The organism is Kribbella sp. NBC_01505 (assembly GCF_045040285.1).
GTDB lineage: Bacteria > Actinomycetota > Actinomycetes > Propionibacteriales > Kribbellaceae > Kribbella.
Map to the genome: position 1 here is coordinate 5,628,170 of NZ_CP109425.1, position 25,838 is coordinate 5,654,007.

General features: G+C 68.4%; 22 protein-coding genes. 20 read left to right on the forward strand and 2 right to left on the reverse strand.

Annotation, left to right across the window (positions count from 1 at the left end; genetic code table 11):
• Positions 1-51: 51 nt before the first annotated feature.
• Positions 52-1,029, reverse strand: a complete 978-nt coding sequence (locus tag OG474_RS26605; RefSeq protein ID WP_405056294.1) for an NmrA/HSCARG family protein — start codon at positions 1,027-1,029, stop codon at positions 52-54.
• Between the two features lie 94 nt (positions 1,030-1,123).
• Between OG474_RS26605 and OG474_RS26610 the strand changes: the two genes are divergently transcribed.
• The 8 genes from OG474_RS26610 to OG474_RS26645 all read left to right on the forward strand — a co-directional run bounded on the left by OG474_RS26610 (position 1,124) and on the right by OG474_RS26645 (position 11,299).
• On the forward strand, positions 1,124-1,615 hold the full coding sequence (locus tag OG474_RS26610; protein ID WP_405056295.1) for a MarR family winged helix-turn-helix transcriptional regulator: 492 nt from the start codon (positions 1,124-1,126) through the stop codon (positions 1,613-1,615).
• A 97-nt stretch (positions 1,616-1,712) separates the two neighbouring features.
• On the forward strand, positions 1,713-2,015 hold the full coding sequence (locus OG474_RS26615; protein WP_405056296.1) for a hypothetical protein: 303 nt from the start codon (positions 1,713-1,715) through the stop codon (positions 2,013-2,015).
• Positions 2,012-2,908: an FAD:protein FMN transferase gene (locus tag OG474_RS26620; protein WP_405056297.1), complete on the forward strand. Its 897-nt coding sequence runs from the start codon at positions 2,012-2,014 to the stop codon at positions 2,906-2,908. The genes OG474_RS26615 and OG474_RS26620 overlap by 4 nt, the downstream gene beginning before the upstream one ends.
• Positions 2,908-3,465, forward strand: coding sequence for a hypothetical protein (locus tag OG474_RS26625; protein ID WP_405056298.1), 558 nt, complete (start codon positions 2,908-2,910; stop codon positions 3,463-3,465). Before OG474_RS26620 ends, OG474_RS26625 begins: the two co-directional genes overlap by 1 nt.
• Positions 3,462-4,649 (forward strand): NADH-ubiquinone oxidoreductase-F iron-sulfur binding region domain-containing protein, encoded by a 1,188-nt coding sequence (locus OG474_RS26630; protein ID WP_405056299.1) that lies wholly within the window; start codon positions 3,462-3,464, stop codon positions 4,647-4,649. The genes OG474_RS26625 and OG474_RS26630 overlap by 4 nt, the downstream gene beginning before the upstream one ends.
• Complete coding sequence (locus OG474_RS26635) at positions 4,642-4,848, forward strand: ferredoxin (RefSeq protein ID WP_405056300.1); 207 nt, start codon at positions 4,642-4,644, stop codon at positions 4,846-4,848. Before OG474_RS26630 ends, OG474_RS26635 begins: the two co-directional genes overlap by 8 nt.
• 131 nt (positions 4,849-4,979) lie before the next feature.
• A complete protein-coding gene (locus tag OG474_RS26640) occupies positions 4,980-9,839 on the forward strand; it encodes an NAD-glutamate dehydrogenase (RefSeq protein WP_405056301.1) in 4,860 nt (1,619 codons plus the stop codon).
• 839 nt (positions 9,840-10,678) lie between these two features.
• A complete protein-coding gene (locus OG474_RS26645; RefSeq protein WP_405056302.1) occupies positions 10,679-11,299 on the forward strand; it encodes a TetR/AcrR family transcriptional regulator in 621 nt (206 codons plus the stop codon).
• Here OG474_RS26645 and OG474_RS26650 read toward each other — a convergent pair.
• Positions 11,263-12,000, reverse strand: a complete 738-nt coding sequence (locus tag OG474_RS26650; RefSeq protein WP_405056303.1) for a GntR family transcriptional regulator — start codon at positions 11,998-12,000, stop codon at positions 11,263-11,265. The two genes, OG474_RS26645 and OG474_RS26650, sit on opposite strands and share 37 nt — an antisense overlap.
• A gap of 123 nt (positions 12,001-12,123) precedes the next feature.
• Here OG474_RS26650 and OG474_RS26655 point away from each other — a divergent pair, with 123 nt between their 5' ends.
• The 12 genes from OG474_RS26655 (at position 12,124) to OG474_RS26710 (ending at position 25,828) form a co-directional block, all read left to right on the forward strand.
• Positions 12,124-13,110, forward strand: a complete 987-nt coding sequence (locus OG474_RS26655; protein WP_405056304.1) for a Gfo/Idh/MocA family oxidoreductase — start codon at positions 12,124-12,126, stop codon at positions 13,108-13,110.
• 55 nt (positions 13,111-13,165) lie between these two features.
• Positions 13,166-14,050 carry a sugar phosphate isomerase/epimerase family protein gene (locus OG474_RS26660; protein ID WP_405056305.1) on the forward strand — a complete coding sequence of 295 codons (885 nt, stop codon included), beginning with the start codon at positions 13,166-13,168 and terminating at the stop codon, positions 14,048-14,050.
• A gap of 34 nt (positions 14,051-14,084) precedes the next feature.
• Positions 14,085-15,026, forward strand: coding sequence for a 5-dehydro-2-deoxygluconokinase (gene iolC, locus OG474_RS26665; protein ID WP_405056306.1), 942 nt, complete (start codon positions 14,085-14,087; stop codon positions 15,024-15,026).
• A 614-nt stretch (positions 15,027-15,640) separates the two neighbouring features.
• On the forward strand, positions 15,641-16,570 hold the full coding sequence (locus tag OG474_RS26670) for a deoxyribose-phosphate aldolase (protein WP_405064619.1): 930 nt from the start codon (positions 15,641-15,643) through the stop codon (positions 16,568-16,570).
• Positions 16,567-17,460 carry a 5-deoxy-glucuronate isomerase gene (gene iolB, locus OG474_RS26675; protein ID WP_405056307.1) on the forward strand — a complete coding sequence of 298 codons (894 nt, stop codon included), beginning with the start codon at positions 16,567-16,569 and terminating at the stop codon, positions 17,458-17,460. The genes OG474_RS26670 and iolB overlap by 4 nt, the downstream gene beginning before the upstream one ends.
• Positions 17,457-19,367 (forward strand): 3D-(3,5/4)-trihydroxycyclohexane-1,2-dione acylhydrolase (decyclizing), encoded by a 1,911-nt coding sequence (gene iolD / locus OG474_RS26680; protein WP_405056308.1) that lies wholly within the window; start codon positions 17,457-17,459, stop codon positions 19,365-19,367. The genes iolB and iolD overlap by 4 nt, the downstream gene beginning before the upstream one ends.
• Before the next feature lie 3 nt (positions 19,368-19,370).
• Positions 19,371-20,264, forward strand: a complete 894-nt coding sequence (locus OG474_RS26685) for a sugar phosphate isomerase/epimerase family protein (RefSeq protein WP_405056309.1) — start codon at positions 19,371-19,373, stop codon at positions 20,262-20,264.
• Positions 20,265-20,347: 83 nt separating this feature from the next.
• Positions 20,348-21,343 (forward strand): substrate-binding domain-containing protein, encoded by a 996-nt coding sequence (locus OG474_RS26690; RefSeq protein ID WP_405056310.1) that lies wholly within the window; start codon positions 20,348-20,350, stop codon positions 21,341-21,343.
• 9 nt (positions 21,344-21,352) lie between these two features.
• Complete coding sequence (locus OG474_RS26695) at positions 21,353-22,399, forward strand: ABC transporter permease (protein ID WP_405056311.1); 1,047 nt, start codon at positions 21,353-21,355, stop codon at positions 22,397-22,399.
• Positions 22,396-23,256: an ATP-binding cassette domain-containing protein gene (locus tag OG474_RS26700; protein WP_405056312.1), complete on the forward strand. Its 861-nt coding sequence runs from the start codon at positions 22,396-22,398 to the stop codon at positions 23,254-23,256. Before OG474_RS26695 ends, OG474_RS26700 begins: the two co-directional genes overlap by 4 nt.
• 2 nt (positions 23,257-23,258) lie before the next feature.
• The gene (locus tag OG474_RS26705) at positions 23,259-24,278 is read left to right on the forward strand and encodes a Gfo/Idh/MocA family protein (RefSeq protein WP_405056313.1); all 1,020 of its coding nucleotides are present in this window, start codon (positions 23,259-23,261) and stop codon (positions 24,276-24,278) included.
• 47 nt (positions 24,279-24,325) lie between these two features.
• The gene (locus tag OG474_RS26710; protein ID WP_405056314.1) at positions 24,326-25,828 is read left to right on the forward strand and encodes a CoA-acylating methylmalonate-semialdehyde dehydrogenase; all 1,503 of its coding nucleotides are present in this window, start codon (positions 24,326-24,328) and stop codon (positions 25,826-25,828) included.
• Positions 25,829-25,838 lie beyond the last annotated feature (10 nt).

Genomic DNA, 25,838 nt, shown 5'->3' on the forward strand with positions numbered 1-25,838 from the left:
CGGACGGCCTCGACCGGCGGCTCGAGATGTTCGAGCCGCCCTGGGGCGAGGTCAGTTCACGACGTCTTTCAGCTCGACTTTGTGCAGGTTGAGCCAGGTTTCGAAGGACTGGAGGTTGGGGTTCAACTCCCGTACGGCGGCGAGGTTGCGGTTGCCGGTGAAGGACTCTTCGTTTTCGGCGTAGTACTGGAACATGTTGGCTACCTCTACCGCGGTGGGGAAGCCGTAGGCGCGGAACTCGTCCCAGGTCGGGGGTTGGTAGGTGACGGGTTCGCCGAGGGCGGCGGCCAGGTGGTCGGCGTACTGGTGGCCGGTGAGGTGGTCGCCGGCGATGCTGATGGTTTCGCCGATCAGGGTGGGGCGCTTGAGGATCTCCAGGGCGGTGCGGCCGATGTCGTCGGAGGCGACGCCGGACAGGAGTTTGTCGGACATCGGGAAGGCGATGGTGATCTTGCCGTCGGCGTCGCGCTTGGGCTCCATGCCGTGCAGGAAGGCGTCGAAGTAGAAGGTCGTCCGCAGGTAGGTCGTGGGGACGCCGGCGGACCGGAAGATGTCGTCGGCCTCGCCCTTGGCGTCGAAGTGCGGGACCTTGTAGCGGCCGTCGTCCAGGCTGGGGACGTCGTCGCGGTCGCCGAAGAAGGGCCGGGTGTCCTCGAGCGTCGACCACACGAGGTGCGCGACACCGGCGTCCTTGGCGGCCCGGGCGGCGTTGCCGGCCTGGGTGAGTTCCATCTCGGCGCGGGTCCGGGCGGCCTCCTCGGCCGGGGTCCGCTCGACCCAGTAGTTCGTCACGACGAAGGCGCCGTACACGCCGTCGAAGGCGGCTCGCAGGCTGGCCTCGTCGTCGAGGTCGGCCTCGACCACCTCGGCGCCTTGGGCGGCCAGATCCTGCGCCGACCGCGACTGCGCGCTCCGGGTCAGGGCTCGGACGGCGTACGCGCCGGAGGCGTCGTCGAGGATCGCGCGGACCAGTCCGCCGCCCTGTGAGCCGGTGGCTCCGACGACGGCGATCACCTTGCGCTCGGTCATATTCGTTCACTCCCTATTGAGGTTGATGTGTCAACTCAAAGCCAGCATAGCTCGCTAGGTTGATGTGTCAACCGGATCAGGTAGGATGGTGCTCGTGGGTACAGGACCGTGGCTCGACGACGACGAGCAGAAGGCATGGCGCAGCTATCTGCTGATGCACAAAACGCTCGAGACGCACATGGAGCGGCACCTCCAGCGGGAGTTCGGCCTGTCCAAGTCCGACTTCGAGATCCTGGTGAATCTGTCCGAGGCGGAGACCGGGCGGATGCGCGCGTTCGAGCTCGGTCAGGCGACGCAGTGGGAGAAGAGTCGGATGTCCCACCACCTGACCCGGATGGAGAAGCGCGGGCTGGTACGGCGTGAGTCGTGTGATTCGCGTTATCCCGAAGTGGTCATCACCGACGAGGGCCGGGCGGCCATCGAGGCCTGTGCGCCCGAGCATGCGGCCCGGATCCGGAAGTTCTTCGTGGACGTGTTCGGCCCGGAGCGGCTGGTCGCGCTGGGTGAGGCCTCGGACGAGGTCATCGACACCATCCGCAAGCACGAGACGTCGGACTGCCCGCCGGAGGTCCGCGGTACCTGCTGACCTGAAAGATCCACTCAGGTAGTTCTCAGCAGAACTTGACGCTCGCTTGAGGGTCTCTTGGAGTGGGCCTGAGGGGCGCGCGACGAGGCTGTCGGTCATGGTCACCACAGCAGCGTTCGACGATTCCTCCGACCGGCGGCGGCGCTGGTTGCGCCGGGCCTCCGTGGCCGCGGCGGCCACCGCCGTACTGGGCATCGGCACGGCCGGCCTGTCCGTCGCCGTCGTCTCCGCCCGGCACGCCACACCGGCCACAACTCCTACGGACTCCGGTACGACGACCTCCGGCGACGACCCGGCCGCCAGTTCCTCAGATGGTTCCTCGAGCGGCGACACCTCCTCGAATGGTCTCGGCACCGCGCCCACCGAGGCCGTCCCGCAGGGCGGGAGCAACGGATCATGAGCGCCTCCCGCACGTGGAGCGCGTGGAGCTGCACGGTCCGCCTGACGGTCGACGATCCCGCCGTACTAGGTGCGGCCTGTGGCGAGCTCAAGGCGCTGATGGACCGCGTCGACAAGGCGGCCAGCCGCTTCCGTCCGGACTCCGAGCTGTCGATCGTCAACCAGCGCGGCGGTGCGATGGTTCCGGTCTCGCGGCTGCTCGTCGACCTCGTCGACGTCAGTCTGATGGCGGCCTCGATCAGTGGTGGTGCCGTCGACCCCACAGTCGGTGCGGCCGTGATTGCTGCCGGCTATGACGACGACATCGAGACGGTACGGCGTCGCCTCGTGCAACCGGCCGCAGCGTCGGCCAGGGTCGCCGGGTGGCAGCAGGTGCAGCTCAACCGCAAGCTCGCGCTGCTCGGCGTACCTGAGGACGCAGCACTCGACCTGGGTGCGACTGCCAAGGCTTGGACGGCCGACCGGGCCGCACTGGTGCTGAGTAAGCGCTATGGCTGCGCAGTCCTGGTCGAGATCGGTGGAGACTTGTGCGCCGCCGGACAGCCGACCGAGCCATGGGTCGTCACGGTGGCCGAGCGTGCGGGCGAGCCCGGCGTACTGGTCACGCTCGCTCACGGCGGCCTGACCACCTCCACCCGTACGGCGCGCAGCTGGGAGACCGGCCACCACATCATCGATCCGCGAACCGGGCGACCGGCTGAAGGCCCCTGGCGGACCGCATCGGTCTGGGCTCAGACCGCAGTACGCGCCAACACCTTCAGTACGGCGCTCATCGCGACCGGCGAGGCGGCGGTCGGGCGACTGACGCTGGCCGGCCACCCGGCACGGATGGTCGCCAACGACGGTGAGGTCACCGAAGTGGCCGGCTGGCCCGCATCGACGCAGGCAGCCTGATGACCCTCTGGTACGTCGCCCGCGCGGCCGGTGTGGTCGCCATGATCATGTTCACCCTGGCAGCGACTCTGGGCATCGTCAGCTCGGGCAGTCGCCGCCCGGACCGCCGTTTCTGGCTCCAGTACGTGCACCGCTCCGCAGCGGTCACCGGACTGGCCCTCCTGGTCGCCCACGTGGTCGCAGTGATCGCCGACAGCAACGTAGAGATCAGTGCGACCGTCCTGGTCTGGCCGTTCGGCTCCGGGTACCGCCCGTTCGCTGTAGCTCTCGGAGTGCTCGCCATGTACGGCGTCGTGCTCGCGACTGTCGCCGGGGCAGCACGTGGTCGGCTCGCGCGCTTTGCCGCGTTCAGCAGGTACTGGCGGACGATCCACATCGCTGCCTCGGTCGGCTGGGCTCTCTCCATCGGACACGCGCTGCTGTCCGGAACCGACCGCAGTACGCCATGGATGCTCGCCATCACCCTCGGCTGTCTGGTCGCCGTGGTCGGCGCCGGCTTCTACCGGGCCAACAGCTACGCGCCACCCAACCTCGTCCGTGCCGGGAGGGCCCGATGAAGACCTTGCTGCCAACCAGTGTGATCGGAGACGCCCGTCTCCTCGCCGGACTCGACCAGGGCCGACTCGATCGACAGGCTCACCTCTGGACGCATGGTGCGCAGCCGCAGCTGACCCGCGCGGCCTACGCCGAGCTGTGTGAAGCGGTCGGCCTCAAAGGCCGCGGTGGTGCCGCTTTCCCGGTCGCTCGCAAACTGGCGGGGCTTCCGGCGCGCGGTATCGAGGCGGTGGTCGTCAACGGTTCGGAGAGTGAGCCAATCAGCCGCAAGGACCGGCTACTGCTCACCCGCGCACCACATCTGGTTCTGGACGGCGCTACCGGTTTGGCTCATGCACTCGGCGCTCCGCACGTCCTGATCGCGGTGCACGACCCAGAGGCCGCACTGTCGATCCGCGAGGCGATTCTCGAGCGGGACGACCAACTGGCGATCGAGGTGACCGAAACACCAGGCCGCTTCGTCGCAGGGGAGGCCCGGGCAGTCCTGAGCGTTCTGGAGGGCGGACCGGCGGTACCTCCCGGGCGGAAGGTGCTGCCCACCCAGCAGGGCTACCACCGGCGCCCGACCTTCCTGTCGAACGTCGAGACCTTCGCCCAGCTCGCCGTACTGGCTCGGCTCGGTGCCAGGGGATTTAGCAGCACTGGACTGGCCAGCGAGCCGGGCACCCAACTGTTGACCGTGGCTGGAGCGGTGCAGCGGCCAGGCGTGATCGAGACGCCGATCGGCGTACCGCTCAACACCGTGCTGCAGTTCGCGGGTGCTGACGCCGGTCCGGTGCTGCTCGGTGGGTACCACGGCCGCTGGTTGCCGCAGGGCGCCAATCAGCTCCTGCAGGGCACAGGGATCGTCCTCGCCCTCGGAACAGAGACCTGCCCGCTCGGTGAGGTGTATCGGGTCGCCCAGTGGCTGGCCAGCCAGTCCGCCGGCCAGTGCGGACCGTGTGTCTTCGGTCTCGCCGGACTGGTCGACGACTTCGCCCGGCTGTTCCGTGGCGACGCTTCCGGCTGGTACGACGCTCAGCGGCATCTGGGCCTGGTCCCGGGGCGCGGTGCGTGTGCGCATCCGGATGGTTCGGCCCGGTTCCTGGCGTCGGCGCTCGAGGTGTTCGACGACGACGTACGAAGCCATCTGGCCGGCGGCTGCGGTCGTCAGGTCCTGGGAGTTCTGGAGGTGACCAATGGCTAGGCTTGAGATCGACTGGACCCGGTGCGACGGACACGGCCTCTGCGCCACCCTGCTGGGCGGTGATGTGGGTCTCGACGAGTGGGGTTTTCCGGTTCTGAAGGGCCGTGAGATCACCCCCGGTGAGATGCCGGACACACGCCGCGCAATCCTGGCCTGTCCGGCGCTCGCACTGCGTCTGGACAAGACAGTTAAGCGTTGATGACCAGTGCCCGGACAGGGCCGTCCCGACATCACACCAGTGACAAAGGTGGACTAATCTCTGAGTGACCGCACAACGGCGTGCGGCCCGGTGCTGGCAGCGCCGAAACGGTCACGTGGAGACGGTGGGGAATGCAGAGCAAGCTGGACGTCCAGAAGGCGGATGTACTCGCCAAGGCGGTGGCAGCGGGGATACATGGACACGACAAGTCGTCCGACCCCGGCAAGCTGAAGACCTTCCTGGAGCGCTACTACCGGTACGTCGCCGCCGAGGACGTGGCCGAGCGCCAGCCGGCCGACTGTCTGGGTGCGGCCCGGCACCACTACAAGAGCGCAGTCTCCCGCCCGCAGGGTACGGCGAAGGTTCAGGTCTTCACGCCGACCCTGGAGGAGCACGGCTGGTCCGCGAACGGGAGGACGGTCGTGGAGATCGTCATCGACGACATGCCGTTCCTGGTCGACAGCGCCTCGATGGTCATCACCCAGCGCGACCTCGAGATCCAGCTGCTGATCCACCCGCAGTTCGTGGTCCGCCGCGACGTCGCGGGCACCCTCGAGGAGGTGCTGGACGACACCGCCGCCTCGGACTCGCATGACCTGGTCCGCGAGAGCTGGATGCACCTGGAGGTCGAGCGGATCGCCGACGTCGCCCAGCACCGGGACCTGGAGGCGGCACTGCAGCAGGCGCTGCACGACGTCCGCGAGGCGGTCGAGGACTGGCCGAAGATGCACGAGAAGGCGGTCAGCATCGCCAACTCGCTGAACGCGGCCGACCTGCCGGTCGGGGAGAACGAGGTCGAAGAGGCCAAGGAGCTGCTGGAGTGGCTCGCCGACGAGCACTTCACCTTCCTCGGCTACCGCGAGTACGACTTCACCATGGAGGGCGAGCAGGGCATCCTGCGCGGCGTCGCGGGCACCGGTCTCGGCATCCTGCGGCCGGACCCGAAGCCGGGTGTCGGCAAGCTCCCGCCCGAGGTGAGCGCCAAGGCCCGCGAGCGCAAGCTGATGATCCTGACCAAGGCGAACTCGCGGTCCACCGTGCACCGCTCGTCGTACCTGGACTATGTCGGGATCAAGCAGTTCGACGCGAACGGCGACCCGATCCGCGAGTGCCGCTTCATCGGGCTGCTGTCGTCGACGGCGTACACCGAGAGTGTCATGCAGGTGCCGGTGCTGCGGCGCAAGGCGCTGGAGCTGTTCCGGCTGACCGGCTTCGACCCGAACAGCCACAGTGGCAAGGGACTACTCGACGTACTCGAGACCTACCCGCGTGACGAGCTGCTGCAGGCACCGGTCGAGGACCTGCTGCCGATAGTGCAGTCGGTGCTGCATCTGCAGGAGCGGCGCGCGGTCAAGCTGTTCGTACGGCGCGACGTGTACAACCGCTACCTGTCCTGCCTGGTGTACCTGCCGCGTGACCGCTACACCACTGCGGTCCGGCTGAAGATGCAGCAGATCCTCAAGGACGCCATCGGCGCAGAGTCCGTCACCTACGCGGCCTACGTGACGGAGTCCGTGCTCGCACGCGTGCACTTCGTCGTCCGGATGGCGCACGGTACGACGGTCGGCGACTTCGACCAGGACCTGCTCGAGCAGCGCATCATCGAAGCGACCCGCGCGTGGGAGGACGACTTCACCGCCGCGCTGCACGCCAAGGGTGGCGACGGAGCGGTCACGCAGCTGGCCCGCCGGTACGCCGATGCGTTCCCGGAGGCCTACAAGGAGGACTTCGCCGCCCGCGTCGCAGTGAACGATGTAGCGGTGCTGGAGGGCCTGCCCGCCGACAACGGCCTGGCCATGTCCCTGTACAGCCCGATCGACGAGGAGTGGGCGGGGGAGCGCCGGTTCAAGGTGTTCCGGACCGGCTCCGCGCTGTCGCTGTCCCAGGTGCTGCCGCTGCTGACCCACATGGGCGTCGAGGTGATCGACGAGCGCCCGTACGAGATCCGTCGTGACGACGGCATGGTCTACATCTACGACTTCGGGCTGAAGGCACCGCCGAAGTCCGAGGAGCGCGAAGAGCTGCGGCAGCTGTTCTCCGACACGTTCCAGGCGGTCTGGGAGAGCCGGGCCGAGTCCGACAAGCTCAACGCCCTGGTACTGCGTGGCGGGCTGAGCTGGCGGCAGGTGTCGATCCTGCGCGCGTACCAGCGCTACATCCGCCAGGGCGGCACGCCGTTCAGCCAGGACTACATCGAGAACACCTTCCTCGCCCACGTGGATGTGGCCGGGCTGCTGGTCCAGCTGTTCGAGACCAGCTTCGACCCGTCGCGTGGCGACGCCGACGACCCGGACCGGGTCGCGCAGTGCGACCTGCTGGAGAAGGAGATTCTCGCCGCGCTGGACACGGTGCAGTCGCTCGACGAGGACCGGATCCTGCGGTCCTACCTGACCGTGATGAAGGCGACGCTGCGGACGAACTACTTCCAGCCGGGCCCCGACGGCCAGCCGCGGTCGTACATCTCGCTGAAGCTCGAGCCGAAGGCGATTCCGGACCTCCCGCAGCCGCGGCCGGCGTACGAGATCTTCGTGTACTCGCCGCGGGTGGAAGGTGTGCACCTGCGCTTCGGCGCGGTCGCGCGCGGTGGTCTGCGCTGGTCGGACCGGCGCGAGGACTTCCGGACCGAGGTGCTGGGTCTGGTCAAGGCGCAGATGGTGAAGAACTCGGTGATCGTGCCGGTCGGCGCGAAGGGCGGGTTCTACGCCAAGCAGCTGCCGGATCCCTCGGTGGATCGCGACGCGTGGCTGGCCGAGGGGATCGCGTCGTACAAGACGTTCATCTCCGGGCTGCTCGACATCACCGACAACATCGTTGCCGGTGGCATCGTTCCGCCGCGGGACGTGGTCCGGTACGACGGCGACGACGCCTATCTGGTGGTCGCCGCGGACAAGGGGACGGCGACGTTCTCCGACCTCGCGAACGGGGTGGCCAAGGAGTACGGCTTCTGGCTCGGCGACGCGTTCGCGTCCGGTGGTTCGGTTGGTTACGACCACAAGGCGATGGGCATCACCGCGCGCGGTGCGTGGGAGTCGGTCAAGCGGCACTTCCGCGAGATGGGCCACGACTGCCAGAACGAGCCGTTCACCGTGGTCGGCGTCGGTGACATGTCCGGCGACGTGTTCGGCAACGGGATGCTGTTGTCGGAGCACATCCAGCTGGTCGCGGCCTTCGACCACCGGCACATCTTCCTGGACCCGACGCCGGACGCGGCGAAGTCGTTCGCCGAGCGTCGTCGGCTGTTCGAGCTGCCGCGCTCGTCATGGGCGGACTACGACGCCGCGCTGATCTCCGCGGGCGGTGGCGTGCACGCGCGGACCGAGAAGGCGATCCCGGTCTCGGCCGAGATCTGCCAGGCACTCGGGATCGAAGGCTCCCCGGCGCACCTGACACCGGCCGAGCTGATGAACGCGATCCTGAAGGCACCGGTCGACCTGTTCTGGAACGGCGGCATCGGCACCTACGTCAAGGCGACCGCCGAGTCGCACGGTGACGTCGGTGACAAGGCCAACGACACGATCCGGATCAACGGTTCCGAGCTCCGCGCCAAGGCGGTCGGCGAGGGCGGCAACCTCGGCTTCACCCAGCTCGGCCGGATCGAGTACGCCGCGGCCGGCGGGCGGATCAACACCGACTTCATCGACAACGTGGCCGGGGTGGACACCTCCGACCACGAGGTGAACATCAAGATCCTGCTCGACAAGGTGGTCGCCGACGGTGACCTGACCGAGAAGCAGCGCAACGACATCATCGCCTCGATGACCGACGAGGTCGGCGGGCTGGTGCTGAAGTCGAACTACCGGCAGAACATCGCGCTGGCCAACGCGGCCGCGCAGGCGGCGGCGTTGCTGCACGTCCACCAGGACTGGGTGCGGCGGCTGGAGAAGCAGGGCCTGCTGAACCGCGAGCTCGAGTTCCTGCCGAGCATCGCGGAGTTCAAGCGCCGCAAGGCCGACGGGCGCGGGCTGACCTCGCCGGAGCTGTCGGTGCTGATCGCCTACACCAAGATCGTGCTCGAGGCCGAGCTGCTGAAGACCTCGCTGCCCGACGACGCGTTCCTCAAGCACAAGCTCGCGTCGTACTTCCCGAAGGCGATGCAGCAGCGGTTCGCCGACCAGATCCAGTCCCACCAGCTGCGGCGCGAGATCATCACCACCCAGGTGGTGAACGAGTTCGTGAACACGTCCGGCATCACGGCGTTCCACCGGCTCTCGCTGGAGACCGGCGGATCGGTCGAGGACGTCGTACGGGCGAACCTGGCCGCGTCCCGGATCTTCGCGCAGCCCGACCTGCTGTCGGCGAACGCCGAGCTGGACAACGTGGTCGACGCGGCCACCCAGACGCACATGCGGCTGGAGACCCGCACGCTCGTCGAGCGCGCGACCCGCTGGCTGGTCAGCAACCGCCGGCCACCGGTCGACATCCAGGACCTGATCGACAGCTTCGTCCCGGGGATCGCCAAGCTGGCCGCCGCGCTGCCAGAGCTGCTGCGCGGTCGCGAGCTGGCGCTGTTCGAGCAGCGGCGGGAAGCCCTGGTGGAGAAGAACGTGCCCGTCGACGTCGCGACCAGCATCGCGATACTGCCCCCGGCGTACATGGGGCTGGGCATCGTCGAGACGGCCTCGGCCGACGACCTCGACATCTTCGAGGTCGCCAAGGTCCACTTCGCACTCGCCGAACGCCTGCAGCTCGGGCTGTTCCTCGAGCGCATCATCGGCCTCCCGCGGACCGACCGCTGGCAGACGATGGCCCGGGCCGCCCTTCGCGACGACCTGCACGCCGTCCACGCCCGCCTCACCCGCCAGGTCCTGGCCACCACGGACGCCGGCGAAGACCCCGAGACCCGGGTCATCGCCTGGCAGGACCAGAACGCCACGGCCCTGTCCCGAGCCGCCACCATGCTCGAGGAGATCGTCGACACCGAAGGCCCGGAGCTGGCCCACCTCTCGGTAGGCCTCCGCCTGGTCCGCACCCTCCTGGCCAACCAGGCCTGACCCCGGCCAGAGCCCGTTCCTCTCACAGGGGAACGGGCTCTGCTCGATCAACAGCCGCGCACCACATCGAGCCGCACTTGGCGGGCCGCGGGTTTCACCCCAGCCCGCCCTTTGAGCGCCCCTCAACCATTTTCCGGCCGCCCAAATGACTGAACCGTGCTCAAGGGCCGCGGCCCGGCCCGCATTGAGCACCCATCAACCATTTCCGGGTCGCTCGAGTGACTGAGCGGTGCTCAAGGGCCGCGCTGGGGTTCGTGCGGAGGCGTGTGGCTGGGGCGGTCTCGGGTTGGGCCGGGTGGCGAGGTCATCGCGGTTCCGGTTGTTTGAGGTTCCGTGCTTCGGCTGGGGTCGGTGGCGAGGAGGCCTGCAGGTGACAGGTGATCCGTCGGAGTGGTTTAGGTCGCGGGGCAGGTTGCTTGGGGGTCCTGCCGGTGTCCGGCTGACCCATTGCGGGTCTCGGGGAGCAGAACTGACCGATTCCGGTGTGTTGCGCTCCCCGAACCGGTTTAGGGAGGGTGGTCGGGCCGGCGCGGCTGCTCCCTAAACCGCCTTGGGGAGCCGAACCAACCGGTTCCGGTGCATTGTGCTCCCCGAACCACCGGCCGCGACGACGACCAGCCACCGCCAACCGTCCCGGCAGCTGCATCGGGCGCCGTGAGCCGGTTCCCGCGCGAACAAAACCCCACAACGTCCGAAAATCCGGAGACCACGCGCTCCGATCGTTCGGACGTTACGTCGTGGGCTCACCCCGGTCGGGCGGGAGCGGGCGACGTGCTGTTGATTCGGCCGGATGGGCACCTGGCTTGGCGTGGGCGTGGTGGACCGGAGATGCGGTCGGCATGGCTGAACCAGGTGCTGTGGCCCGCGTAGATCGTGGGCGCCCGCGCAATCCCGGGAAGGATGCCGCGATCCTGGATGCCGCGCTCGACCTGTTCATCGAGCGCGGCGCGGCCGGTGCCAGCATCGAGGCGATCGCGCGGCAGGCCGGGGTCGCGAAGCTGACCGTCTACCGGCGCTGGCAGAGCAAGGAAGACCTGCTGATGGCAGCCCTCGAACACTCGCGCGCTCCCGAGGCCGAGGATGCACCGCAGGCCACGACGATCGACGACCTGGTCGACCGGACCGCCGACCTCCTCAGCAGCCCGCGCTTCCGCGCCTTGGTGGCGCGCGTGATCGGTGCCTCCGTCGACCAGCCGGAGCTCATCCAGGCGTACACGAAACGCCACCTCGAACCCAGGCTCGCCGCCATCACCGCGATCGCTCGGCAGTCCATCGCGGCCGGTCAGTTCGCGCCCGACACCGATCCGACCGCGATCCAGGACGCCATCACCAGCGCGATGGCCTTCGTGCTACTCCAGCCCGGCGAGCTCACCGCAGCCGAGATCAAGCAACGCCTACAGACCCTGCTGAACCACATCGGCTATCAGCGTTCGGAAACGAGCACGTCCACCGAGTACTGATCCGCGCGGTAGCAGTGGCTGCCGTATTCGACCGGCGCGCCGTCGGCGTCGTACGCGGATCGCGTCATGGTGACGAGGGGCTCGGCCTTGGACATTTTGAGGGTACGGCGTTCCTCCGCGCTGGCGTTGCGGGCGCCGATCCGCTGCCGGGCGACAGTGGGACGAATCCCGCGCGCCCGGAGAACGGCGTACAGGCCGTCGCGTTCGAGGTCCTCGACGGTCAGGTCGTTGAGGGCCGGGGGCAACCAGTTGCGCAGGATCGCGAGCGGCTGATCACCGGCGTACCGGAGGCGGACGATCGAGACCAGCGCGGTGCCGGTCGGGAGGCCGAGCATCTCGGCGGCGCGGTCGTCGTGCGCGTCGGTGGTCAGCGACAGTACGTCGGTGCGCGGGGTGCGGCCCTCGCGGATCAGGTCGTCGTACAGGCTGGTCAGCTCGGCCTTGCGGTGCACCATCCGGTTCGCGACCGTGGTGCCGATGCCGCGGCGGCGGACCAGCAGGCCCTTGTTCACCAGCTCCGAGATCGCCCGCCGCACGGTCGGCCGGGACAGGCCGAGCCGGTCCGACATGGCGATCTCGTTCTCGAACGGATCGCCGGGGCGCAGGGTGCCGCCGCTGATGGCAGCGGTCAGCTGCTCGGCGAGCTGGTGGTAGAGCGGCACCGGGCTCGTCCGATCGATGCTGATCGGGAGGGTGGCCATGGGCCGGGATATTACAGGTGTGGGGCATGTCATGTCTGCACGTTCGAATGTGTTGACAAACTATTGACACCCCTGGTCCCGCCAGGAAAGCTGGCCGGGGCAGACGAGAGAGGGCGGTAGTCGATGCGGATCGGGTTGGTCGGGGTCGGGCGGATCGGGGCGTTCCACGCCTCGACGCTGAAAGCGTTACCCGTGGTGGATCAGGTGGTCGTCGCGGACGCGGACCCCAGTCGGGCCGAGACGGTCGCCAAGGAGCTCGGCCTCGAGTTCGCCCCGGAGGTCGGGTCGCTGCTGGCCGCCGATCTCGACGGGTTCGTGATCGCGGCGGCGACCGGCGCGCACGCGGAGCTGATCGCCGCGGGCGTGGCGGCCGGCGTACCGACGTTCTGTGAGAAGCCGGTCGCGCTCGACCTGGCCGAGACGCAGCGCGTGGTCGAGCTGGTCGAGGCTCACGACGTACCGGTGCACATCGGTTTCCAGCGGCGCTTCGATGCCGGGTATCAGGCCGCGCGGGCCGCGGTGGAGTCCGGTGAGCTCGGGTTCGTGCACCACATCAGGGCGAACACGAACGACGCCTTCCCGCCGCATCGCGAGTACATCCCGCAGAGCGGCGGCTTCTTCCGGGACTGCACGGTCCACGACTTCGACATCATCCGGTACGTCACCGGCCGCGAGATCGTCAGTGTGTACGCCACCGGCGCCAACCGCGGTGAGGCGTTCTTCGGTGAGTGCGGCGACGTGGACTCCGCGGCCGCTCTGCTCACGCTGGACGACGGGACCTTCGCCATGGTGAGCGGGACTCGCTACAACGGCGCCGGTCACGATGTGCGGATGGAGCTGCAGGGCAGTCTGGGTTCGATCGCGGTGGGGCTCGACGAGCACACCGCACTGCGGTCGGCCGAGCCCGGAGTGAACTTTCCGGCCGGTCCGGCGCATCTGACCTTCATGGATCGATTCCAGCCGGCGTACGTGGCTGAGCTGACCGCCTTCACCGAGGTGGCGGCCGGGACGCGTGACGTGCCGTGCACGGTGCGCGATGCGCTGGCGGCCTTCCGGATCGCCGATGCGTGTGAGCTGTCCCGCCATGAGGGCCGCGTTGTCACGCTCTGAATCAGCTTTTCACTGTTCTGTAGAGCCATTGCTGCGATAGAGGAGACTGTGCACGATGACTGACCTGGCTGCCCGGATCGCGGGTGCTCCGATCTCGTGGGGTGTCTGCGAAGTTCCCGGCTGGGGCTATCAGTACGACGCCGAGACCGTTCTGGCCCAGATGCGGGCAGTCGGGCTCGCGGCGACCGAGTTCGGGCCGGACGGGTTCCTGCCTGAGGACCCGGCCGACAAGGCGAAGACACTGGCCGATGTGGGGCTACGCGCGGTCGGCGGGTTCGTCCCCGTCGTACTGCATGATCCGGCGCATGACCCGGCCCCTGAGGTCGCTGCCGCGCTGGAAGGCTTTGTGGCCGCCGGTGCGAGCACGCTGGTGCTCGCGGCCGCTACTGGCAGCGATGGGTACGACGATCGCCCGGTGCTGGACGAAACCGGCTGGAGCACGTTGCTGAGCAACCTGGACAAGCTGTCCGCGCTGGCGGCTGACAACGGCGTGCTGGCCACGATCCACCCGCACGTCGGCACCATGGTCGAGAACGCTGCCGAGGTCGAGCGGGTGCTGGGTGGGTCCTCGATCGGGCTCACGCTGGACACCGGTCACCTGCTGATCGGCGGAGTCGACCCGGTCGCGCTGACGCTGGCCCACACCGATCGGATCAAGCACACGCACTTGAAGGACGTCGACGCTGCCTGGGCTGCGAAGGTGCAGTCCGGCGAGGTGACGTACACGGACGCTGTCCGGGACGGGATGTACCGGCCGCTGGGCCACGGTGACATCGACCTGGGCGCGATCGTGAGCACGCTGGAACAGGCCGGGTACGACGGCTGGTACGTGCTGGAGCAGGACACGATCCTGCCGGACCGTCCGGTCGACGAGGGCCCGGTGGTCGACGTACGGGTGAGTATCGCGCACCTGCAGGCGATCGCGGAGGCAGTTCGATGAGTTCTGGTTTTGCTGCTGTGAGACGGGGAGATTGATGGCGGACGACGTACTGACGATCGGGCGGATAGGTGTTGACCTGTATCCCTTGCAGATCGGCACGCATCTGGAGGACGTGACCTCGTTCGGGAAGTTCCTCGGCGGGAGTGCGACGAATGTCGCGGTCGCCGCGGCTCGGCACGGGCGGAAGTCGGCCGTGATCAGCCGGACCGGGAACGATCCGTTCGGCACGTTCATCCACTCCTCGCTGCGTGAGCTCGGGGTGGACGACCGGTTCGTGACGCCGGTCGAGGGGTTGCCGACGCCGATCACGTTCTGCGAGATCTTCCCGCCGGACAACTTCCCGCTGTACTTCTACCGCTTCCCGAAGGCGCCGGACCTCGTCATCAACCCGTCCGAGCTCGACCTGGACGCGATCCGGGACGCCTCGATCTACTGGTCGACGGTGACCGGGCTGTCCGCCGAGCCGTCGCGGTCCGCGCACTTCGCCGCGTGGGAGGCGCGTGGGCGTCGCCCGATCACGGTGCTGGACCTGGACTATCGGCCGATGTTCTGGGCCGATCCGAGCGAGGCGCACTCGCAGGTCAGCCGCGCGCTGGAGTACTGCACAGTTGCCGTCGGCAACCGTGAGGAGTGCGAGGTGGCGGTCGGCGAGACCGACCCGGACAAGGCGGCTCAGGCTTTGCTGGATCGCGGACTTGAGCTGGCCGTCGTCAAGCAGGGCCCGAAGGGCACCCTCGCCCGTACTCGCGACGAGCGCGTCGAGGTCCCACCGCACCCGGTCGAGGTGGTCAACGGGCTCGGTGCCGGCGATGGTTTCGGCGGTGCGCTGTGTCACGGCCTGCTGGCCGGCTGGCCGCTGGAGAAGATCATCCGCTTCGCCAACACCGCGGGCGCGATCGTCGCCTCCCGCCTCGAATGCTCCACCGCCATGCCCACCACCACCGAGGTCCTCACCACGATGGGTGAAAACGCATGACCGACTCGCGCCGCCCCATCCCGATCCAGAACGACGATCAAGAGGTGAGTCCGAACGATCCGACTGTGGTGCAGCGGGTTACTCCTCCGCAGCCGCCTGAGGTGAGTCCGACCGATCCCACGGTCGTGCAGGCGGTGCAGGACGATTCGGTGTATGCGGCTCGGGCGCGTCGGCAGGCGGGAATGCCGAACGATCCGACGATCGTGGCGCGGGTTCGACGACCCGACGACCCGACGATCGCCGTACCGGCGAATGAGCCGACCACTGTCATTCCGGCGTCCGCGCCCGAGGCCGGTACGGCGTACTCCGGGGCCGACGACCCCACCGTGGTGGTCGCGGCGACGCCTCCGCCGCCGAACGTGGTGGCGGCCGCGCCAGGGGTTGCGTACCCCGCGGCCGAGGAGGCGTCAGGCGCTGGTGACCCGACTGTCGCGGTCCCGACCGGAGAACCCACGACTGTCGTATCGGTCGCCGAAGCTGAGGCCCCGACTGTTGCTGCCCCGGATCAGGCGGCGGTCGCCGCAGCTGTGGCCCCGGCCGTTGCTACGCCAGACCCGGCGGCGGTTGAGGTTGCTTCTTGGCACCCGGCGACTGAGGGTGGACGGCCTCGGCCGATGGTCGAGCCGGCTTCGCCTGCGCGGGCTGTGCGGGATGACGTGGTGGCTCGGTTGAGCGAGCTGACCGAGATTCGCGTCCGGCAGCCGGAGCGGATCGCCGAGGCTTGGCAGCGGCGCCGTACCCGCGAACTGGTGGGGACGGACGGACGACTGCTGATCGTCGCGGCCGACCACCCCGCGCGTGGTGCGCTGGGTGTCCGTAACGACCACTTCGCCATGGGTAGCCGGCCCGGCCTGATCGAGCGACTGGTGACAGCGCTCGAGCGGCCCGGCGTCGACGGCGTACTGGCAACTCCGGACGTCCTCGAAGACCTGCTGCTGCTTGGCGCGCTCGAGGGCAAGGTCGTCATCGGCTCGATGAACCGCGGCGGCCTCCAGGGCTCGTCCTTCGAGCTCGACGACCGCTTCACCGCCTACGGCTCGGCCGCGGACATCGCGTCCCGCCGGCTCGACGGCGGCAAGATGCTTACCCGGATCGACCTCGCCGACCCCGGCACGGTCGCCACCTTGGAAGCCAGCGCGAAGGCCGTCACCGAACTCGCCGAACACAAGCTGATGGCGATGGTCGAACCGTTCTGGTCGACCCGCAAGGACGGCCGCGTCACGAACGTCCTCGACGCCGACTCGGTGATCAAGTCGGTCCACATCGCCGCCGGCCTCGGTGCGACGAGCGCCTACACCTGGCTCAAGCTCCCGGTCGTCGACAACCTCGACCGCGTCATGGACGCCACCACCCTGCCGACGCTGCTCCTCGGCGGCGACCCGACGGTCGCCCCCGAAGAAACCTACGCACGCTGGGGCAAGGCGCTGGCCCTCCCGTCGGTCCGCGGCCTGGTGGTGGGACGAGCCCTCCTCTTCCCGCCCGACGGCAACGTCGCCTACGCCGTTGACCAAGCCGCCGCGCTCGTCCACGGAGGTGTTGCATGACGGAGTGGTTCAAGCCGGCAGGCAGCACCGCGCGGGACGGCTTCGACGTGGCCGTCACCCCAGGCGACAAGAACTGGGAGTACAGCGGCCTGTACGTCGCCACGCTCCGCCCCGGCCAATCGGTCGAGTTCGACACCAACGACTGCGAGTACCTCGTGCTGCCGCTCAGCGGATCGGCCGAAGTGATCGTCGACGGTGAGACCGTCCCACTCGGCGGCCGGGCCGATGTCTTCGCCGGCCCGACCGACCTCGCGTACGTGCCGCGCGGAACCACTGTCGCCGTCACCAGCGCAGGTGGCGCCCGCATCGCGTTCCCGCACGCGAAGGCCGCGAACGACTACCCCTTCCGCCGGATCGGTGTCGAGCAGGTGGAGTCCGAGCTGCGTGGCGCGGGCGTCTCCTCCCGCCAGGTCCGCAACTTCGGTACGCCGGGTGTGCTCGAGGCCGACTCGATCATCGCCTGCGAGGTTCTCACCCCGGCAGGGAACTGGTCGTCGTACCCGCCGCACAAGCACGACGAGCACAAGCCTGGCAAGGAAAGCGTCCTCGAAGAGATCTACTACTTCGAGCTACAGCTCTCCGACGAGGCCCCGGAAGGTGTCCAGGGCAACGACCCGATCGGTTACCAGCGGGTCTACGGCACTGCGGACCGGCCGATCGACGTCCTCGCGGAGGTCCGCAACGGCGATCTGGTCCTGGTGCCTCATGGTTGGCATGGTCCTGCGATGGCGCCTCCTGGCTATGACATGTACTACCTGAACGTGATGGCTGGTCCCGGCACGGAACGCGAGTGGCTGATCACCGACGATCCCCAGCACGGCTGGGTTCGCGAGCTGTGGGCGAACCAGCAGATTGATCCACGGCTGCCTTTCGGAGGAGAAGACTCATGACGGTGCGTCTCACGGTCGCGCAGGCGTTGGTGCGATTCCTGAGCGTCCAGTACTCGGAGCGCGACGGGGTCCGGCAGCGGCTGATCGCCGGTGCCCTGGGCATCTTCGGGCACGGGAACGTGGCTGGTGTCGGTCAGGCACTGCTGCAGGCCGAGCTCCAGGACCCGACGGCGCTGCCCTACATCCTGTCCCGCAACGAGCAGGCCATGGTGCACACGGCAACTGCCTTCGCCCGCACCCGGGACCGGCTCCAGACCTATGCCTGCACGGCAAGCGTCGGCCCAGGCTCGACCAACATGGTGACCGGCGCGGCGCTGGCCACGATCAATCGGCTCCCGGTCCTGATCCTCCCTTCGGATGTGTTCGCAACCCGGGTGGCGACGCCCGTGCTGCAGGAGCTGGAAAGCTTCGGCGCCGGTGACGTCTCCGTCAACGACGCCTTCCGCCCGGTCTCGAAGTACTTCGACCGGGTCTGGCGCCCCGAACAGCTGCCCTCCGCGCTGCTGAACGCGATGCGCGTGCTCACCGACCCGGTGGAGACCGGCGCGGTGACGCTGGCACTCCCGCAGGACGTGCAGGCCGAGGCCTACGACTGGCCGGAGGAGCTCTTCGCCGAGCGCACCTGGTACGTCGCGCGCCCGTTGCCGGAAGCATCAATTGTCGACAAGGCGGTAGATCTCCTACGGTCCGCGCAGCGGCCGCTGATCGTCGCCGGCGGCGGTGTGCACTACTCCGGCGCCGAGGACGCGCTGCGCTCCTTCGCGGAGGCGACCGGCATCCCGGTCGCGGAAACCCAGGCAGGTAAGGGATCTCTCGTCTACGACCACCCGCAGTCGATGGGTGCGGTCGGCTCGACCGGCACCACGGCGGCGAACGCACTCGCTCGCGAGGCCGACCTGGTGATCGGCATCGGAACCCGCTACAGCGACTTCACGACGGCCTCCCGGACCGCCTTCGCCAACCCGGCGGTGCGCTTCCTGAACATCAACGTGGCGCGCTTCGACAGCAGTAAACATGCCGGCCTTCCTCTCGTCGCGGATGCGCGGGAAGCCCTTGTCTCGTTGGGATCCGCGCTCGGTGACTGGTCCGTGGACAGCAAGTACACATCCTCGGCCACGGAACTCTCAAGGAACTGGGACGGAACTGTCTCGGCACATTACAACCCCTCGGCCGAGGTGACCGGAAAGCTCGCGGAAGGACTGCTCACCCAGGGCCAGGTCCTCGGTGCCGTCAACGAATTGTCGGCGCCGTCTGATGTGGTGGTGTGTGCGGCCGGTTCGATGCCGGGCGACCTGCACAAACTCTGGCGGACCCGCGACCCGAAGGGATACCACGTCGAATATGGCTTCTCCTGCATGGGTTACGAGATCGCCGGCGGTCTGGGCGTCCGCCTCGGCGCGCCCGAGCGCGACGTCTTCGTCATGGTCGGCGACGGGTCGTATCTGATGATGTCGAGCGAGCTGGCCACCGCGGTCCAGGAGAATCTGAAGATCATCGTGGTCCTCGTGCAGAACCACGGCTTCGCGTCGATCGGTGCCCTCTCGGAGTCGCTCGGTTCGCAGCGGTTCGGCACGGCGTATCGCAAGCGCACCGGTGACGGCCGGCTGGACGGCGACTACCTCCCGGTCGATCTCGCGGCGAATGTGCGCAGCTTCGGCATCGAGGTGCTCGACGTGCACAGCCGGGACGAGCTGGAGAAGGCGATCCACACCGCCAAGGCCGCGACCGGCCCGATCGCGATCCACGTCACCACCGACCCGCTGATCGGTGCGCCGGACAGCGACGCCTGGTGGGACGTGCCCGTGAGCGAGGTTTCGGAGCTGCAATCCACGCAGACCGCGGCCGCGGCGTACGAAGAGAGCAAGAAGGCTCAGCAGCCCTACCTCGCACCGGTAGAAGGCGACTGACAGATGGCAGCCATCAACGTCGGGACGGCGCCGGACTCGTGGGGAGTCTGGTTCGCCAACGACTCGCAGCAGACGCCATGGACGCGGTTCCTCGACGAGGTCGTCGAGGCCGGGTACACGCGGATCGAGCTCGGGCCGTACGGCTACCTGCCGACCGACCAGGTCCAGCTGAAGGCAGAGCTTGATCAGCGCGGCCTCACGATGACGGCGGGTACGACGTTCGAGCAGCTGCACCGGCCGGACGGCTGGGAGACGACCTGGCGCGATGTCGCGCCGACGGCCGAGCTGGCCGCGGCGATGGGTGCCAAGCATCTCGTCGTGATGCCTTCGATGTGGCGCGACGCCGACGGCAGCATCGTCGAGGAGCGTCTTGACCACGCCGGTCAGGCGGCGCACGGCAAAGAGGTGACCGAGCTCGGTCGTCGGGTCGCCGAGGAGTTCGGCGTCCGGCTGCAGTACCACCCGCATGCCGACGGCCATGTCGACAACCAGGGCACCGTCGAGCGCTTCCTCGAGGAGACGGATCCGGAGCACGTGGGGCTGTGTCTCGACACCGGCCACATCAGCTACTGCGGCGGCGACAACCTCGAGATCGTCCGCAAGTATCCGGACCGGATCGGCTACCTGCACCTCAAGCAGGTGAACCCCGAGGTGCTGGCCGCGATCGAGGGACAGGGGCTGAGCTTCGACCAGGCGATCGAGCGTGGTGTGATGGCCGAGCCGCCGAGCGGCATCCCCGAGTTCCCGCCGCTGCTGGCGGAGCTGGCGGGACGGGATGTCGAGCTGTTCGCGATCGTGGAGCAGGACATGTATCCCTGCCCGCCGGAGGTGCCGTTGCCGATCGCGGCGCGGACGTTGGCCTATCTGAGATCGCACGGGGGTGGCGTGTCGGTGTGATGACCAGCAGAGTGTGAAACTCGCTGGTCCCAACGCAACTTCCGCGGCTCGGCCGCGGATCATCTGAAAGGCTGGTTGGAGTCATGGTTCGGTGGCACAAGAAGGCGGTGGCCGCGGGCGCGGCGTTCGTGCTCGCCGCGGCGCTCGCCGCGTGCAGTTCCTCCGGGGGCAAGCAGGAGGAGCAGGGCTCGAGCGGTGGCGGCGGGAACGTCGCGAACACGCCGCGGATGAAGGTCGCACTGATCACCCACTCGGGGCCCGGTGACACCTTCTGGGACATCGTCCGGCGGGGTGCGCAGGCGGCCGCGGACAAGGACAACATCGAACTGCAGTACTCCTCCGACCCCGACGGCGCCGCTCAGGCCAACCTGGTGCAGACCGCGATCGACGCCAAGGTCGACGGCATCGCCCTCACCCTGAACAAGCCGGACGCGGTGATCCCGAACCTGAAGAAGGCGGTCGCGGCCGGAATCCCGGTCACGGTGCTGAACGGTGGTCTGGACACCTGGAAGGGCACCGGCGCGATCGGGTACTTCGGCCAGGACGAGAAGATCGCCGGGCAGGCGACCGGTGACAAGCTCAAGGAGCTCGGTGCCAAGAAGGTGCTCTGCGTCATCCACGAGCAGGGCAACGTCAGCCTCGAGGCTCGCTGCCAGGGCATCAAGGACAAGTTCGGCAACGTCGAGAACGTCAACGTCAACGGCACCGACCAGCCGGGGACCGAGGCGACCCTGACCGCGAAGCTGCAGCAGGACAAGACCGCCGACTACGTGGTCGCGCTGAACGCCGGGATCGCGCTGACCGCGGTGAAGGCCGCCAAGACGGCCGGCTCCGCGGCCAAGGTCGGCAGCTTCGACATGAGCAAGGAGATGGCCAAGGCCGTCCAGGACGGTTCTGTCCAGTTCGCCGTCGACCAGCAGCCGTACCTGCAGGGCTACCTCGCGGTGGACGCGATCTGGCTGAACAAGACCAACGGCGACACCATCGGCGGTGGCGAGGCGACCCTGACCGGACCGGCCTTCATCGACAAGACGAACATCGAGGCCGTCGCCAAGTACGCCGCGGCCGGGACCCGCTGAGGTAGCGACATGGCATCGACCATCACTTCACCGGCCACGGCCGACGACCGGGTCGCGGCCCGGTCCGTCGGCGCGCGGCTGCTCAGCCGGCCCGAGATCGGATCGCTGGTCGGCGCAGCGGTCATCCTGGTGTTCTTCCTGATCGCCGCACCGCCGTTCCGCGACATCAACAACACCGGCACGATCCTGTACCAGGCCGCGCTGGTCGGAGTGATGGCGGTGCCGGTGGCGCTGCTGATGATCGGCGGTGAGTTCGACCTGTCGGCCGGGGTCGCGGTGACGACCTCCGGCCTGACCGCAGGCCTGTTCGCCTATCAGTTCAGCCTGAACGTCTGGGTCGGCATCCTGCTCGCCCTGGTCGTCTCGCTGGCGGTAGGTGCCTTCAACGGCTGGCTGCTGATGCGGACCGGGCTGCCGAGCTTCCTGGTGACGCTGGGCACCTTCTTCATCCTGCAGGGCCTCAACATCGCGGTCACCCGGCTGGCCTCGGGCGCGGTCGCGTCGAACTCGATCAGCGACATGGACGGGTTCGGCGCCGCGCAGAAGGTGTTCGCCTCGGAGTTCAAGCTGGGCGGGGTGACGATCAAGATCATCATCGTCTGGTGGATCCTGTTCGTCGCGATCGCCGCCTGGGTGCTGCTGAAGACCCAGATCGGCAACTGGATCTTCGCGGTCGGCGGCGACGCCGCGGCCGCCCGCGCGGTCGGCGTACCGGTGAAGAAGGTGAAGATCGGCCTGTTCATGACGGTCGGGTTCTTCGCCTGGTTCGCCGGGATGCAGTTGCTGTTCGTCCAGAACGGCGTGGTGCAGTCCGGTGAGGGTGTCGGCAAGGAGTTCGTCTACATCATCGCCGCGGTGGTCGGTGGCTGCCTGCTCACCGGTGGCTACGGCTCGGTGGTCGGCGGCGCGATCGGTGCGCTGATCTTCGGAATGGTGCAGCTCGGCGTCGTGTACGCCGGCTGGAACCCGGACTGGTTCAAGGCCTTCCTCGGGACGATGTTGCTGCTGGCCACGATCGTCAACCTGATCGTCAAGAACCGGGCGGAGGCACGATGACCACCACGGAGAGCTTCGCGTCGGAGGCTGCCAGCAGCCCGACCACACCGATCGTCCACCTGGAGGACGTCGGCAAGAGCTACGGCAACATCCACGCGCTGCGCGGGGTGTCGCTGTCAGTGCGGCAGGGCGAGATCACCTGCGTGCTCGGCGACAACGGCGCCGGCAAGTCGACGCTGATCAAGATCATTGCCGGGCTGCACGACTACACCTCCGGCACGATGTCGGTGAACGGCGAGGAGCGGCACTTCGCCTCGCCGCGGGAGTCGCTGGACAGCGGGATCGCGACCGTCTACCAGGACCTCGCGCTGGCGCCGCTGATGTCGGTCTGGCGGAACTTCTTCCTCGGCAACGAGCTCACCCGCGGCCCGTTCCGGCAGCTCGACGAGCGCGCGATGAAGCGGATCGCGAGCGAGGAGCTGACCAAGATGGGGATCTCGATCCCCGACCTGGAGCAGCCGGTCGGCAAGTTGTCGGGTGGTCAGCGGCAGTGCGTCGCGATCGCGCGGGCGATCCACTTCGGCGCCAAGGTGCTGATCCTGGACGAGCCGACCGCGGCACTGGGCGTGAACCAGTCCGGTGTGGTGCTGAAGTATGTCGTGAAGGCGCGCGACGCCGGGATCGGCGTCATCTTCATCACCCACAACCCGCACCACGCCTACCTGGTCGGCAACCACTTCGTGGTGCTGAAGCTCGGCCGGGTCGCGCTGGACACGCACCGGGCCGACATCACGCTCGAGCAGCTGACCACCGAGATGGCCGGTGGGTCGGAGCTCGAGGCGCTGACCCACGAGCTGCGGGACCTGGCCCCGGATGCGGTGGCCGACGTACAAGACGCAGTACAGGAGAAGGAGTAGGCATGAGCGATCTGCGGATCGGCATCGTCGGGGTGGGCGCGATGGGCGCCGACCACGCCGAGCGGATCGTGCGGCACATCTCCGGCGCCCGGCTGGTCGCGGTGTCGGATCCCGACACCGCGCGCGCCGAGGAGCTGGCCGCCCGCTTGTCGGGCGCCGACGCGGTCAAGGTGATCGGTGATCCGCTCGCGTTGATCGGCGCCAGGGAGGTGGACGCGGTCATCCTGGCCTCGCCCGGGTTCGCGCACGCGGAGCAGTTGTTCGCCTGCCTCGAGCATGGCAAGCCGGTGCTCTGCGAGAAGCCGCTGACGATGGACGCGGCGTCGTCGCTGCAGGTCGTCGAGGCCGAGCACAAGCTCGGCCGGCAGCTCATCCAGGTCGGCTTCATGCGCCGCTTCGACCCCGAGTACGCCGCTCTGAAGCAGCTGCTCGACTCCGGTGAGCTCGGCCGACCGCTGCTGTTGCACAACGTGCACCGCAACAAGTCCAACGGCCCGGGCTTCCGCAGCGAGATGATCGTGCGGGATTCGATGGTGCACGAGGTCGACGTCGCGCGCTGGCTGTTCGACTCCGAGATCGCCAGGATCACCGTGCACGCGCCCAAGCCGACCAGCTCGGTGCCCGAGGGCGTGCTCGACCCGCAGTTCGCGGTGTTCGAGATGGCGAACGGCGCGATGGCCGATGTCGAGGTCTTCGTGAACTTCCAGGTCGGCTACGAGGTCCGCTGTGAAGCGGTCGCCGAGCGGGGTAGCGCGACCATCGGGCTCGGCTCCGGCGTTGTCACCCGCGCGGCCGGCCAGTGGGGCGGCGCGATGCCCGGAGACTTCCGGATCCGCTTCGACCGTGCGTACGACATCGAGGTCCAGCGCTGGGTCGACGCCGTGGGACGCGGTGAGATCGACGGCCCGAGTGCCTGGGACGGCTACGCCGCGGCCGCCGTTTGTGAGGCCGGCGTCGCCTCGCTGGGAACCGGCCAACCCGTCACTGTCGACCTCGCCGACCGCCAGGCAGTCCTCGGCTGAGGCCGAACCTGACGCTGAAGCCGAAGCGAAGCTTGAAAGGAATCGTTGTGAGTACTGAGATCAAGCGCATCACCCATCTGGTCGGCGGCAGCCCGTGGACCGGTGTCGCCGAGCGGACCAGCAAGGTCTACAACCCGGCGACCGGCGACGTCACCGGTGAGCTCGACCTCGCCTCGGCCGCCACCGTCGACGAGGTGGTGAAGGTCGCCCACGAGGCGTCGAAGGCGTGGGCGCAGACCTCGCTGACCAAGCGCACCCAGGTCCTGTTCGCGTATCGCGAGCTGGTGAACGAGCGCAAGGAGCAGATCGCCGCGCTGATCACCGCCGAGCACGGCAAGGTGCTGTCCGACGCGCTCGGTGAGGTGACCCGGGGGCTCGAGGTGATCGAGTTCGCCTGCGGCATCCCGCATCTGCTCAAGGGCGGTTTCAGCGAGGGCGTCTCGACCAAGGTCGACGTCTACTCGATCCGTCAGCCGCTCGGCGTCAGCGCGGTCATCTCGCCGTTCAACTTCCCGGCGATGGTGCCGATGTGGTTCGTGCCGCTCGCGGTTGCCTGCGGCAACAGCGTGGTGATCAAGCCGTCCGAGAAGGACCCGTCGGCGGCGAACGCGATGGCCGAGCTCTGGAAGGAGGCGGGCCTGCCGGACGGTGTGGTGAACGTGCTGCACGGCGACAAGGAGGCCGTCGACCGGCTGCTCGAGCACCCGGACATCAAGTCGGTCTCGTTCGTCGGTTCGACGCCGATCGCGAAGTATGTCTACGAGAACGGCACCAAGAACGGCAAGCGGGTGCAGGCCCTCGGTGGCGCGAAGAACCACATGATCGTGCTGCCGGACGCCGACCTCGAGCTGGCCGCCGACGCGGCGGTGAACGCAGGCTTCGGCTCGGCCGGCGAGCGCTGTATGGCGATCTCGGCCCTGGTCGCGGTCGAGCCGATCGCCGACGAGCTGATCGCGAAGATCACCGAGCGGATGGCGAAGCTCAAGACCGGCGACGGCACCGGAGCCAGCGACATGGGCCCGCTCGTCACCGGAGTGCACCGCGACAAGGTCTCCGGCTATGTGGCGGCCGGCGTCGAGGCAGGCGCGGAGCTGGTCGTGGACGGGCGCGCCGGTGAGTTCGACGGCGGTGCCGAGGGGTTCTGGCTCGGCCCGACCCTGTTCGACAAGGTGACCCCGCAGATGTCGATCTACACCGACGAGATCTTCGGCCCGGTGCTGTCGGTGCTCCGCCTCCCGTCGTACGACGCGGCCCTCGACCTGGTGAACTCCAACCCGTACGGCAACGGCACGGCGATCTTCACCAACGACGGCGGTGCCGCCCGCCGCTTCCAGAACGAGGTCGAGGTCGGCATGGTCGGGATCAACGTCCCGATCCCGGTCCCGATGGCGTACTACTCGTTCGGCGGCTGGAAGAACTCGCTGTTCGGCGACACCCACGCCCACGGCATGGACGGCGTCCACTTCTTCACCCGCACCAAGGTCGTCACCTCCCGCTGGCTCGACCCGAGCCACGGCGGCATCAACCTCGGCTTCCCCACCGGCGACTGACGCACCCCCG